This is a genomic window from Lysobacter defluvii IMMIB APB-9 = DSM 18482 (assembly GCF_000423325.1).
GTDB lineage: Bacteria > Pseudomonadota > Gammaproteobacteria > Xanthomonadales > Xanthomonadaceae > Novilysobacter > Novilysobacter defluvii.
On the sequence record NZ_AUHT01000011.1, the window covers coordinates 222646 to 234660 of the forward strand.

General features: G+C 73.0%; 11 protein-coding genes and 1 tRNA gene. 5 read left to right on the top strand and 7 right to left on the bottom strand.

From position 1 onward, the window contains the following. Positions 1-39: 39 nt before the first annotated feature. From G545_RS0110350 to G545_RS0110360, 3 genes are all read right to left on the bottom strand, one after another. A complete protein-coding gene (locus G545_RS0110350) occupies positions 40-420 on the bottom strand; it encodes a sensory rhodopsin transducer (protein ID WP_027070313.1) in 381 nt (126 codons plus the stop codon). Between the two features lie 25 nt (positions 421-445). Beyond that, complete coding sequence (locus G545_RS0110355) at positions 446-2089, bottom strand: alpha-amylase family protein (RefSeq protein ID WP_027070314.1); 1644 nt, start codon at positions 2087-2089, stop codon at positions 446-448. A gap of 122 nt (positions 2090-2211) precedes the next feature. Continuing rightward, positions 2212-2304, bottom strand: a tRNA-Ser gene (locus tag G545_RS0110360). A 158-nt stretch (positions 2305-2462) separates the two neighbouring features. Between G545_RS0110360 and dnaX the strand changes: the two genes are divergently transcribed. Genes dnaX through G545_RS0110380 form a run of 4 tightly spaced genes read left to right on the top strand, consistent with a single transcriptional unit; the run spans position 2463 to position 5626 of the window. Further along, the gene (dnaX, locus tag G545_RS0110365; RefSeq protein ID WP_027070315.1) at positions 2463-4244 is read left to right on the top strand and encodes a DNA polymerase III subunit gamma/tau; all 1782 of its coding nucleotides are present in this window, start codon (positions 2463-2465) and stop codon (positions 4242-4244) included. Between the two features lie 54 nt (positions 4245-4298). After that, positions 4299-4619 (top strand): YbaB/EbfC family nucleoid-associated protein, encoded by a 321-nt coding sequence (locus G545_RS0110370; RefSeq protein ID WP_027070316.1) that lies wholly within the window; start codon positions 4299-4301, stop codon positions 4617-4619. A 13-nt stretch (positions 4620-4632) separates the two neighbouring features. Next, positions 4633-5229 carry a recombination mediator RecR gene (gene recR / locus G545_RS0110375; RefSeq protein ID WP_027070317.1) on the top strand — a complete coding sequence of 199 codons (597 nt, stop codon included), beginning with the start codon at positions 4633-4635 and terminating at the stop codon, positions 5227-5229. Positions 5230-5266: 37 nt separating this feature from the next. After that, on the top strand, positions 5267-5626 hold the full coding sequence (locus G545_RS0110380) for a histidine triad nucleotide-binding protein (RefSeq protein ID WP_027070318.1): 360 nt from the start codon (positions 5267-5269) through the stop codon (positions 5624-5626). Positions 5627-5633: 7 nt separating this feature from the next. On the opposite strand, the gene G545_RS0110385 is transcribed toward G545_RS0110380, so the two are convergent. The 4 genes from G545_RS0110385 to G545_RS0110400 are packed head-to-tail and all read right to left on the bottom strand — an operon-like array spanning position 5634 to position 9986. Then, positions 5634-6119, bottom strand: coding sequence for a Slp family lipoprotein (locus tag G545_RS0110385; protein ID WP_027070319.1), 486 nt, complete (start codon positions 6117-6119; stop codon positions 5634-5636). Continuing rightward, on the bottom strand, positions 6116-8104 hold the full coding sequence (locus tag G545_RS0110390; protein ID WP_027070320.1) for a transglutaminase family protein: 1989 nt from the start codon (positions 8102-8104) through the stop codon (positions 6116-6118). The genes G545_RS0110385 and G545_RS0110390 overlap by 4 nt, the downstream gene beginning before the upstream one ends. Then, positions 8097-9056 (bottom strand): DUF58 domain-containing protein, encoded by a 960-nt coding sequence (locus tag G545_RS0110395; RefSeq protein WP_052347317.1) that lies wholly within the window; start codon positions 9054-9056, stop codon positions 8097-8099. Before G545_RS0110395 ends, G545_RS0110390 begins: the two co-directional genes overlap by 8 nt. A gap of 3 nt (positions 9057-9059) precedes the next feature. Continuing rightward, positions 9060-9986 (bottom strand): AAA family ATPase, encoded by a 927-nt coding sequence (locus G545_RS0110400; protein ID WP_027070322.1) that lies wholly within the window; start codon positions 9984-9986, stop codon positions 9060-9062. A 233-nt stretch (positions 9987-10219) separates the two neighbouring features. Between G545_RS0110400 and G545_RS0110405 the strand changes: the two genes are divergently transcribed. Next, on the top strand, positions 10220-12010 hold the full coding sequence (locus tag G545_RS0110405) for a glycosyltransferase family 39 protein (RefSeq protein WP_052106888.1): 1791 nt from the start codon (positions 10220-10222) through the stop codon (positions 12008-12010). The last annotated feature ends 5 nt before the right edge of the window (positions 12011-12015 follow it).

Below are 12015 nucleotides of genomic sequence, written 5' to 3' on the forward strand. Positions count from 1 at the left end.
AGCCCCCGTTCAGGAACCGCGCCGGGCCCGGACCCCGTGTCAGTCGCAGGCGAACGCGATGGTGGTCATCAGCGCGTTCTCGGCCTGTCGCGAGTCGAGCCGGGTGTGCTGGACCACGACCGGCACATCCGACTCGATGATGCTGGCGAACGGGGTGTCCTTCGGGATCTCCTCCGGGTCGCGCAGCTCGTTGAACCGCAGGTGGGAGGTGCGCCGGGCCGGCACCTCCACCCGGTAGGGTCCGGCGGGCTCGCGGTCGGCGAAGTACACGGTGATCCCGATGTGCGCCGTGTCGTCGCCGGCGTTGAGGATGCAGCAGGTCTCGTGGCTCTCCATCTGCGGCTCCGGGCCATTGCTCCAGCCCGGTATGTAGCCTTCGGCGATCGCCCAGCGCCTGCGTCCAACGGCATTCGTGTCCATGGCGGCGGTGTAGCAGGCGCGGCGGCTAGGTCGCGTCAACGGGCTGTTGGCGGCGCCGCAGCCAGCGGTAGCCCCACGGGTTGAGCCGGAGGGCGGCGGCATCGCAGCCCCGGTACGGAGCGTCGAACAGCACGTCGACCAGCTCGCCGCGCAGGTCGTCCTCGCGTACGCGTACCTGCTGCGGCTCGCCCGTGAGGTTGACGAGCGCGAGCAGCGAGCTGTCCTCGCCGTCGTAGCGCAGCCCGAACACGCCCGGGCAGTCGTGGCGCGCAGTGCGGCAGTCTCCGGCGATCTCGTGCAGCGCCAGCCGGACCTGGATCATCCTGCGGATCCGGTCGAGGAGCGAGCCGGGCCGCCAGGCCTGGTCCTCCACGTTCACTTGCTGGAACCCGAAGCGCCCGTCCGCGACCAGGGGCGCGGCGAGGTCGCCTGCCGCGGCGGTGGAGAAGCCGCCGTTCGGCCCCGCGTCCCATTGCATCGGGGTGCGAAGGGCGTTGCGCTCCTCCAGCGACAGGTCCTCGCCCATGCCGATCTCGTCGCCGTAGCGCAGCACCGGCGTGCCCGGCAGCGACAGCAGCAGCGCGTAGGACATCGCCAGCCGGTCCGGGTCGCCGTCGAGCATGGGGGCAAGGCGGCGGCGGATGCCGCGGTTGTAGATCCGCATCGACTCGTCGGGTGCGAAGGCCCGCATGACCTCCCCGCGCTCCGCTCCGGTGAGCTGGCCCAGGTCGAGTTCGTCATGGTTCCGGAGCCACATCGCCTGCCTCGTACGTGGGCCGCCGGGCTGGTGGGACGTCAGCGCCTCCTCCAGCGGCGCCCCCTCCTGCCGGGCGAGCGAAAGGAACAGCCTGTTGTTGATCGCGAAGTCCAGCAGGTGGGTCAGCCGGTCGGCGCGGCCGCCGCCGCCGAAGTAGCGCGGGTACTGCTCGGCCTCCACGTCGGCCTCGCCCATGAGGATCGCGCCCGGGGACCGGGTCCAGGCGAACCGGTGCATGTCGTCCAGCAGCCAGAACCCGTCGTGCTCCGGATTGGCCGCGCGGCTGCGCTCGAGCATGTGCGGTACCGCGTCGACCCGGAAGCCGGCCACGCCCAGGCGGAGCCAGAAGGCCATGATCCGGTACACCTCCCTGCGGACCTCCGGGTTGGCCAGGTCCAGGTCGGGCTGGTGCGGATAGAAGGTGTGGCGGTAGTACTGGCCCGCTTCCTCGTCCCAGGTCCAGACGCTGTCCTGTTCCGGCGGGAACATCGGCTCCACGCCCATGTCCACCGGCTCGTCGGCCCAGATGAACCAGTCGCGGTACCGGGAGTTCCGGTCCCGCCGGGCCTCCTGGAACCACGGATGCTGGTCGGAGGTGTGCTGGACCACCAGTTCCACCAGCACGCGCAGGCCCAGCTGCTCGGCGCGCTCCATCAGGGCCACGAAATCGGCGATGTCGCCAAAGCGCGGATCGACCGAGAGGTGGTCGCTCACGTCGTAGCCGTGGTCCCGGTAGGGAGTCCTGTAGAACGGCAGCAGCCAGACGGTGCTCACCCCCAGCGAGCGGATGTAGTCCAGGCGGCGGGTGATGCCCGGCAGGTCGCCCCAGCCGTCGCCGTTGCTGTCCAGGTACAGGGCGGGATCGATCTGGTAGATGACGCTGTCGGCGTGGTGCACGTGGTCTCCCGGCATGGACGTGCGGGCCATCGTGCGCAGGCGGGCGTCAACACGCGGTCGGTCCTGGCCGCGCCGGGCGCGCAGGATGCGGGCGCGCAAACAGAAAGGGCCCCTGCAGTGCAGGGGCCCCGATGATCTGGCGGAGAGAGGGGGATTCGAACCCCCGAGGCGGGGTTTAGCCGCCTACACACTTTCCAGGCGTGCTCCTTCAACCACTCGGACACCTCTCCGGACCCCACGGCGCAGGGCGCACGGGGCCGCGAATTCTAGCGCCCGGCCGGTGCGCCGGCAAGTGCGGCGGCCGCGGGCGTGGCCCGTGGCACAATGGCCGGCCAGCGCCGCGGACCGCCGCGCCGCACCGTGATCCCGCCCACCACGCAAGGTATCGATGTCCTACCTCGTCCTCGCCCGCAAGTGGCGCCCCCGGCGCTTCGCCGAACTGGTCGGGCAGGAGCACGTGGTGCGCGCGCTGACCAATGCCCTGGACAGCGGGCGCATCCACCACGCCTTCCTGTTCACCGGCACCCGCGGGGTGGGCAAGACCACGATCGCGCGGATTTTCGCCAAGTCGCTCAACTGCGAGCAGGGCACGTCGGCGGAGCCCTGCGGCGAGTGCGCGGCGTGCCGCGACATCGACGCCGGCCGCTTCATGGACCTGCTGGAGATCGACGCCGCCTCCAACACCGGCGTCGACGACGTGCGCGAGGTGATCGAGAACGCGCAGTACTCGCCCTCGCGCGGGCGGGTGAAGGTGTACCTGATCGACGAGGTGCACATGCTGTCCAAGGCGGCGTTCAACGCGCTGCTCAAGACCCTGGAGGAGCCGCCGGGGCACGTGAAGTTCCTGCTGGCCACCACCGACCCGCAGAAGCTGCCGGTCACGGTGCTCAGCCGCTGCCTGCAGTTCAACCTCAAGCGCCTGGACGAGGCGCAGATCGGCGGCCAGATCGAAAAGATCCTCGCCGCCGAGGAGATCGCGGTGGAGCCCGGCGCGGTGCGCCAGGTGGCCCGCGCCGCCGACGGCAGCCTGCGCGACGCGCTGTCGCTGCTGGACCAGGCGATCGCCTACACCGGCGGCCAGCTGACCGACGCTTCCGTCGCGGCGATGCTCGGGACCGTGGACCGCACCCGGGTGGGCGCGCTGCTCGCCGCACTGGCCGACGGGGATGGCGCCGCGCTGCTGGACGAGGTCGCCACGCTGGCGGAGTTCTCGCCGGACTGGGGCGGCGTGCTCGACGCGCTGGCCGAGGCGCTGCACCGGATCCAGGTGCGCCAGCTGGTGCCCGCGGTCGCGGCGACGGTCGAAGGCGTGGACGTCGAGGGACTGGCGGGCCGCATCCCCGCCGAGGTCGTGCAGCTGTGGTACCAGATGGCGATCGGGGGCCGGCGCGACCTGCCGCTTGCCCCGAGCCCGCGCGCCGGGTTCGAGATGAGCCTGCTGCGGATGCTGGCCTTCCGCCCCGCCAGCGCCGGGGACGTCGCCGCGCCGGAGACGCCGGTGGCCCGACCGCGCCCGCGCGCGGAGGCCGAGCCGGAACCTGAACCCGACCCGGCGGGTCGCACCGGCTCGGCCGACAGCCAGGCCGCGGAAGCCGCGGAGCCCGACGCCGGTGACGCCGGCGGCGGGGACGACGATGTTCCCTGGCGGGAACCCGATTTCCCGGCCGAAGACGCGGTGCCACCGCCCACCCCATTCCCCGAAGACGCGGCTCCGCGCGACCCTGCCCCCGAAAGGCCGGCACGGGATCCGGATTCGCAGTCCGGCGGTCCGGCACGGCTCGCCAGCGCCGACGACTGGTACCAGTGGGTGCTGCGCAGCGAACTGAAGGGCCCGGCGCGGGTGCTGGCCGAACACGCCGGTTTCCTCGGGCTGTCCGGGGGCACCCTGCGCCTTGCGCTGGCCCCGGAGGACGAGCTGCTGTGCAAGCCGGCGTTGGTCGAGCGCATCGCCGCGGCCCTGGCCCCGCTGCTGGGCGGCGAGCCGCGGATCAGCTTCGAGGCGGCCAGCAGCCCGGCCGAGTCGGTGGACCGCCGGCGGCAGCGGGAGAAGGCCCGCCGCCAGGCCGAGGCGGAGGCGGCGTTCATGGCCGACGCCGAGGTGCAGCGGCTGATCCGCGAGCACGGCGCGACCGTGGTGCCGGACTCGATCCGCCCCTACGACGGCCCTTGAGCACGCCCCGGCGTGCCACCATCCCTTTCCCTCCCCAGGACACGAGTGAACGACATGCGCGGAAACATCGCCCAACTCATGCAGCAGGCGCAGAAGATGCAGGAGAACATGCAGCGTGCGCAGGAAGAGCTGGCCAACATCGAGGTCACCGGCAACGCCGGCGGCGGCATGGTCAGCGTGACCCTGAGCGGCCGCATGGAGTGCCGCAAGGTCCGGATCGATCCCAGCGTGGTTACCGACGCGGAGATGACCGAGGACCTGGTGGCCGCGGCAATCAACGACGCGGTCAACAAGGTCAACGCCGCCTCGCAGGAGAAGCTGGGCTCGGCCGCCGCCGGCATGCAGCTGCCGCCGGGCTTCAAGATGCCGTTCTGAGCAGGAACCACCGATGAGCTCGCCGCTGCTGCAGCAACTGGTCGAGGCGCTGCGCATCCTCCCCGGGGTCGGGCCCAAGTCGGCCCAGCGCATGGCCTACCACGTGCTGGAGCGCGACCGCGCCGGCGCGGAGCGGCTGGCGGGGGTGCTGGCCGAGGCGGTCGAGCGCATCGGCCACTGCGAGCGCTGCCGGGACTTCAGCGAGCAGCCGGTGTGCGCCACCTGTTCCAGCGCCTCGCGCGACACCCAGCTGCTGTGCGTGGTCGAGACGCCCGCCGACCGGCTGGCGATCGAGCAGGCGACCGGCTACCGCGGCCTGTACTACGTGCTGCAGGGCCGGCTCAGCCCCCTGGACGGGATTGGCCCGGCGGAACTGGGGCTGGAGCGGCTGGAGGCGCGCCTGGCCGGCGGCGGGGTGGCGGAGCTGATCATCGCCACCAACCCGACGGTGGAGGGGGAGGCGACCGCACATTACCTGGGCCAGCTCGCCCGGCGCCACGGCGTGCGACCCAGCCGGCCGGCCCACGGCATGCCCCTGGGCGGCGAGCTGGAGTACGTCGACCGCGGCACGCTGTCCCACGCGTTCACCAGCCGCAGCGAACTCACCTGAGCGCCGCAGCGGCGCACCGGCCCAATGAGAGGAAGCCATGAGCGAGACTGACGACACGATCTTCGGCCGGATCATCCGGCGCGAGCTGCCGGCCGACATCGTCTACGAGGACGACGAGCTGATCGCCTTCCGCGATATTGCACCGCAGGCCCCGGTGCACGTGCTGTTCGTGCCCAAGGTGCGCGTCCCCACGCTCGACGACCTGACGCCGGAACAGGCCCCGATCATCGGCAGGCTTGCGCTGGCGGCGGCGAACTACGCCCGCGAGCAGGGCTTCGCGCGGGACGGCTACCGGATCGTCATGAACTGCAACGACAACGGCGGGCAGACCGTGTTCCAGATCCACCTGCACCTGCTGGCCGGTGCGCCGCTGGGGGGCTTCGGCGAGGGGCGCTGAGTCCCGCCTACCACCAGCCCCACCACGGCCACGGCGCGGGCCGCTCGATCACGTCCACGCGCTCGCGGATGCCCCACAGGTAGACCACGTCGGCCGCCATCCGCGGCAGGCGGTACTCGTACTCGCCGATCTCGCGGTCCTCGTAGCCGTCGATGCGGCCGGTGAAGGTGACCTCGCGGCCGGCCTGGAAGATCGCCGGATCGTAGAACCCGTCGCGGCAGGCCAGGAAGCGGCCGTCGTAACGGTCGCTGGAACGCACCGGCCGCCCGGTGCCGTCCAGCTGGATGCCCAGCATCTGGAAGCAGGTGCGGTTCTCGCCAGGCTCCACCGCGATGATCCGGCCACCCCACCGCACCGGCAGGCCGGTGTGGTCGCCGGAGGAGGCCTGGTGGGCGGTCATCTCCGTATAGCCGCCCTGCAGCGGGGCAGGGTAGGTCGCGCATCCGGCAAGGCCGGCGAGGGCGAGGGCGAGCAGGGTCAGTCGGATCTTCATGTCGGGTCTCCGGAGTCGGACCCGCGCCGGCGGCGGGGCGGCCGGTGGCGGCGCAGGTCGCGGGCAAGCTGGCGGGTGCCGGGCTGCCGGGTGTGTGCCGGAGCGTAGCGCGAATTGCTGAAACGCCGGCTGAGTTCCAGCAGGCCCGGATCGCCACCCAGCGCCTCGTCCACCCGGCGCGCCCACTGCTGTGCCGGCTCGGACGGATCGCGCCCCAGGCCCAGCCGGCGGTAGCGCGCATCGAGCCGGTGCCAGGCCCGCAGCACCGGGTCGGGCTGGCGCTCGCCGCGCCGGCTGAGCCAGACCATCCACAGCAGGGCGAGCAGGGCCACCAGCGCGAAGGACAGCGCCAGGCGGACGGAATCCAGGCGCTCGATGCCCAGCGGCCGCAGCAGGGTGGCCTGGCGTTCGGCGTCGAAGCCGAGCAGCAGGTCGTTCCAGCCCATGCGCAGCCAGTCCCCGAAGTCGAACAGGCCGCCCGCGCCGCCGAGCGCACCGCCGATCCCGGTGCCGGACTGGCGGTCGGCGACCGTGTCGTAGATCCGCTCCGGCGCGACGGCGGCGGTCGGGTCCACCCGTCGCCAGCCTTCGCCCTCCAGCCAGACCTCGACCCAGGCGTGGGCGTCGGAGCGGCGCACGAGCCAGTAGTCGCCGAATGCGTTCCGGTGGCCGCCGACGTAGCCGGTGACCACCCGCGCCGGGATCCCCGCGGCACGCATCAGCACCGTGTACGCGCCGGCGTAGTGCTCGCAGAAGCCCACCTGCTGGTCGAACAGGAACTCGTCGACGCCGTGCCGGCCGGCAAGCGGGGTGCTGAGGCTGTAGGCGAAATCGTCGGTGATCCAGTCGAGCGCGCGCTGGACGATGGCTTCGTCGTCGTCGCCGGCCTCCGCGCGCCACTGCCGGGCCAGGTCCACGGTGCGCGGGTTGAAGCCCTCCGGCAATGCCAGCGCGGCCCGGCGCAGCTGCGGGGCGAGCTCGTGGTCGAATCGCGCCGGTGGCGCCGAGGTCATGGTCCACCGGGTCAATGCGCTGAGCGGGCGCCGGGTGAACAGCTCCAGGTCCCGGCCCATGCGCACGCCCTCGGGTGCCTCCACGGGCAGGTCGAGCGCGACCAGCTGGCGGCGCTCGGTAGGCTCGACCTCGACCTGGTAGGTCCAGCGCGGCCCGGCGTGCTCGACCGGTGCCGGCGCGGCCCGCGCCAGCCAGTCGGAACGGCTCCAGGTGCGGCCGTCGAACTGCCACATCACCGGGCCGCGCCAGTACATCTGCGTGCGGTCGGGCTCCGCGCCCTGGAACCGGACCCGCAACGCCGGGGAGTCGTCGACCAGCAGGTCGAGCCAGTCGCCGGGCGACATCTCGTCGGACAGGCCGGTGGTGGCCATCGCCCGCTCCGGCACGCCCCACAGCGGGGAGGCCAGGCGGGGGAACAGCCAGAACGCGGCCAGCGCGAGGGGAAGCCCGAGCGCCAGCAGCTTGCCTACCCGCCGCAGCCGCGGCCCCGCGCCGGTCGCGAGCGGCTCCCCCGACTCCAGCTCCGCCAGACGCTGCAGTGCCATGAGCACCAGGACGGCGCCCGCCAGGCCCAGCACCAGGCTCACCGGGCCCTGGTCGAGCAGGAAGGTGCCGAACGGGGCGAACAGCGCGAAGCCCAGCAGGCTGCGTGCGTCGCGCAGCCGGAACGTCTCCGCGGGCTTGATCGCCAGCATCGCCGCCAGCACGGCGGTGCCGGTGTCGCGGCCGATGCGGAAGTCGGACATCGCCAGCACCAGGCCCAGCATCCCGAGCGCCAGCAGCAGCCGCGCCGCGCCCGGGATGGTCCGACGCCAGGACACCACTGCGACGCCGACCGCCACCAAGCCGGTCAACGCACCCAGCAGGCCGGGCAGTTGCAGCAGCAGCGGCAGCAGGCAGGCGCCGGCCGCGGCCAGCGTCCAGGCGCGGCTGCCGGGGTCGAGCCGGAGGCGGTCGGCGGGATCAGACATCGGGCATCAGCGCCAGGGCGCGCAGGCAGGCGTGCCGGTGGAGGGGACCGCGGTCCGGGCCGATCGGGGCGTGCCCGGGCAGGAGCAGGCGGTAACGGCGGCCGTCGCGCTCGGCCTCGTCGACCCAGCGTGCCATGCGGGCGATGCGCAGCTCGCGCTGCAGCGGGCCGGTCGCCTGCCAGTCCAGGACCACGTCGGCGCCCGCCGGCTGTTCGTATTCGCGCACCAGCAGGGTGTCGCGCCGGGCGGAAGGCTTCCACGCGATGGTCCGGCGGGAGTCGCCCGGCCGGTAGTTGCGCAGGTGGTGGACGTCGTCGCCGCTCGCCTGCAGGCGCTGCTGCGCGCGATCGCCCGAGCCGCCTGGCAGCGGTGGGCCGTCCGGCTCCGGCCGCGGGTAGACCAGCAACGGTTCCGCCGGCCATGCCAGGGACCACGCCCGTGCAAGGCCCAGCGGCCGCGTGGTCGAGACCCTCAGCCGCGGGGCGGGCTGCCAGCCGCGCCGGCGGGTCGGGATCGCCAGGCGCGCCTCGCCGTCGCCGTGCTCCAGGCCCAGCAGCGCCGAGCGCGACGGATCGCCGTCCGGTGCAACCCGCAGTCCGCGCCGCTCGCGGCCGTCATGGGCGCGGGCGTACACCCGCAGCACCAGGTCGTCCCCGGCGGGAACCGGCTCGGCGTCCACCGCGGCCACCTCCAGGCCGTTGAGCTGCAGCTGGGTCGCGATGAGGCTGGCCAGCCCGCCTCCGGCAAGCAGCAGGCCCAGCAGCAGGGCCGGGTTGTTGTTGTAGTTGAGCGCGCCCAGCAGCATCGCCAGCAGCAGGACGCCGTAGAACAGGCCGAAACGCGTCGGCAGGACGTAGACCCGGCGCCGGTGGAAGCGCACCGGCAGTGTCTCGGGGGCACGCGGATGCACCAGTGAGCGCAACCGTGCCCCGGCGCGTTCCTTCAGCGACACGGCTCAGTCCACCGGCACCGCGTCCAGGATGGAGCGGGCCAGCGCCTCGTCTCCGCCCGCATCGGCCTCCGGCACCAGCCGGTGGGCGGCGACCGAGACGAACAGCGCCTGCACGTCGGCGGGCAGCACGTGGTCGCGGCCCTCGAGCAGCGCGTGTGCCCGGGCTCCGCGCAGCAGTGCCAGGCCCGCGCGCGGGGACAGCCCCACGCGCACGCCGGGATGGTGGCGGCTGCGCTCCAGCAGCGCCTGCACGTAATCGACCAGCGCCTCGCTGGCATGCACCGAAGCGACCGCGTGCCGGACCCCCGCCACGTCGTCGCGGGTCAGCAGCGGCCTGGTCTGTGCGATCAGGGCGCGGCGGTCCTCGCCGGCCAGCAGGGCGCGCTCGGCCCCGGCGTCGGGATAGCCCAGCCCGAGCCGCAGCAGGAAGCGGTCCAGCTGGGAGTCCGGGAGCGGGTAGGTGCCCGACAGGTCGACGGGGTTCTGCGTGGCGATGACGAAGAACGGGTCGGGCAGGGCGTGCGTGGTGCCGTCCACCGTCACCTGGTGCTCGGCCATCGCCTCCAGCAGGGCGCTCTGGGTCCGCGGCGGTGCGCGGTTGATCTCGTCCCCCAGCAGCACCTCGGTGAACACCGGGCCGGGGTGGAAGTCGAAGCGGCGCGCCTGCGGGTCGAACACCGACACGCCGACCACGTCGGCGGGCAACAGGTCGGAGGTGAACTGCACGCGCTGGAACGACAACCCGAGGGTGCTCGCCAGCGCGTGCGCCAGGGTGGTCTTGCCCAGCCCGGGCAGGTCCTCGATCAGCAGGTGGCCGTCGGAGAACAGGGCCACGAAGGCGAGCCGTACCTGCCGCGGCTTGCCGAGTACCAGCGAGTTGACCTGCGCCTGGGCGCGGGTGAGTGCTTCGCGCAGCCGCTCGGGTAGCATGGCCGGCCCTCCCGGGCGGCGGGTTTCACCGGTTGCCGTGCCGGTTGCAGCCATCGTGGTCTCCTGTGCTGTCGCCGCCCCAGGGCAATCATCGAGTGTACCGAGGTAATCCACGCATGCCGCAAGCCGGGCGACCCGTTTCCGCCGAGCCGCTCACAAAAGGCGCAGGACCCCTGCCGGACACGGGCGCGGAGCGCGCGCGCCGCGCCTTCCTGGCCCTGTTCGTCGCCGTCATGGCGGTCAAGGTGCTGATCGCCGTCCGTCTTCCGGTGTTCGTCGACGAGGCCTTCTACTGGCTGGAGGGGCAGCGTCTGGCGCCTGCGTACTCCGACCTGCCCGGGCTGACCGCGTGGTTGACGCGGCTGGGGGTGTCGCTGGCCGGCAACAACGAATTCGGCCTGCGGCTGCCGTTCCTCCTCATGGGCGCCGCGGTGCCGTGGCTGGTGGTGCGCGTCACCAGTCGTGCGTTCGGCCCCGCCTACGGATGGCAGGCCGGGAGCCTGGCGTTGTTGCTGCCGCTGTCGGGAACCCTCGGGCTGATGGCGCTGCCGGATCCGGCGATGGCGCTGGCCACGCTGCTGTGCATCGACGCGGGGGCGAAGCTGTTGCGCCGGATCGACGCCGCCGCGGCGCTGGAACTGGCGCTCGGGCTGGTGATCGGTGCGCTCAGCCACTACCGCTTCATCGCGGTGATCGGCGTGGGATTCATCGCGCTGCTGCTGCTGGCCGACGGGCGCCGTGCGCTGCGCGACGTGCGGGTGCTCACCGCCATCGCGATCGGGGCGGCGGCCTGGACGCCGCTGGTGTGGTGGAACCTCGACAATGCCGATGCGGGCCTGCGATTCCAGCTGGTTGACCGGCACCCGTGGGCCTTCCACCTGGAAGGGCTGTGGTTCGTGCTGGTGCAGTCGCTGATGGTGACCCCGCTGTTGTTCGCCGCACTGCTGCTGGCGGGCTGGAGGGCGCGCCGCAGCGCACTGCCGGAGGCGCGCTATTTCGCGCTGCTGGGGCTGCTGGTGGTGGCCGGCTTCTTCGCCCTGGGCTTCTTCGCCGACACCGAGCGGGTGAGCTTCCACTGGCCGTTCCCGGGCTACCTCGCGCTGCTGCCGCTGGCACCGGCGCTGCTGGGCGGCTGGCCGCGCTGGCTGCGGAGGGCGACCTGGGGAGTGGCCGCGGCCGGCCTGCTCGCGGTGCTGTCGTACTACGTCGCGGTCTCGCTTCCCGACGTGCGTGCACGCACCGCGGCGGAGAAGTGGTACCCCTCCAACTTCGCCGGCTGGGACGAGCTGGCCGCCGAGGTCCGGCGCGAGCTGGCGCTGATGCCCGACGGTACGCGCCTGGTCGCGGGGAGCTTCAAGGTGGGGGCGGAGCTGGGCTTCGCGCTCGACGATGCCTCGATCCCGGTGCTCGACCACCCGCTCAACCACAAGCACGGGCGTGCGCCGCAGCTGCGGCTATGGGGGCTGGAGGCGCCGGACCGCCCGGGGCAGGGCGAGGGGCCGGTGCTGCTCGTGGAGGCATCCAGCGACGTCCCGTACAAGGACCTGCTGGCGCGTTACCACCACATGTGCTCGATGGTCGGACCGCTCCCGCCGCCGAAGGTGCTCAATGTCGACCACGGCAGCCAGCGTTTCCTGCTGTTCCGCCTGCAGCAGCCCGCGCCCGCCGACGCCGACTGCGTGGCCCCGGCCATGGCGTGGATCGACAGCCCGGAGCCGGGCGACGCGGTGGACGGCCGGTTCACCGTGGAGGGCTGGGCGTTCAAGGACGGCGCAGGGCTGGAGCGCGTCGAGGTGCTGCTGGACGGCGTGGCGGTCGCCGAGGCGGACTACGGCCTGCCCGCGCCGCACGTGGCGCCGTACTGGCGCATCAGCGAGGACCCGAACCACCCCGACGTGGGCTTCCGGGCCGAGGTCCGGCTCGCGCCCGGCGTGGAGCGGGGGCGCCGCTGGCTGGGCCTGCGGCTGCACGGCGCGGACGGCAGCGTGGAGGACTGGCCGGAGCAGCCGGTCGAACTGCGCTGAGGCGG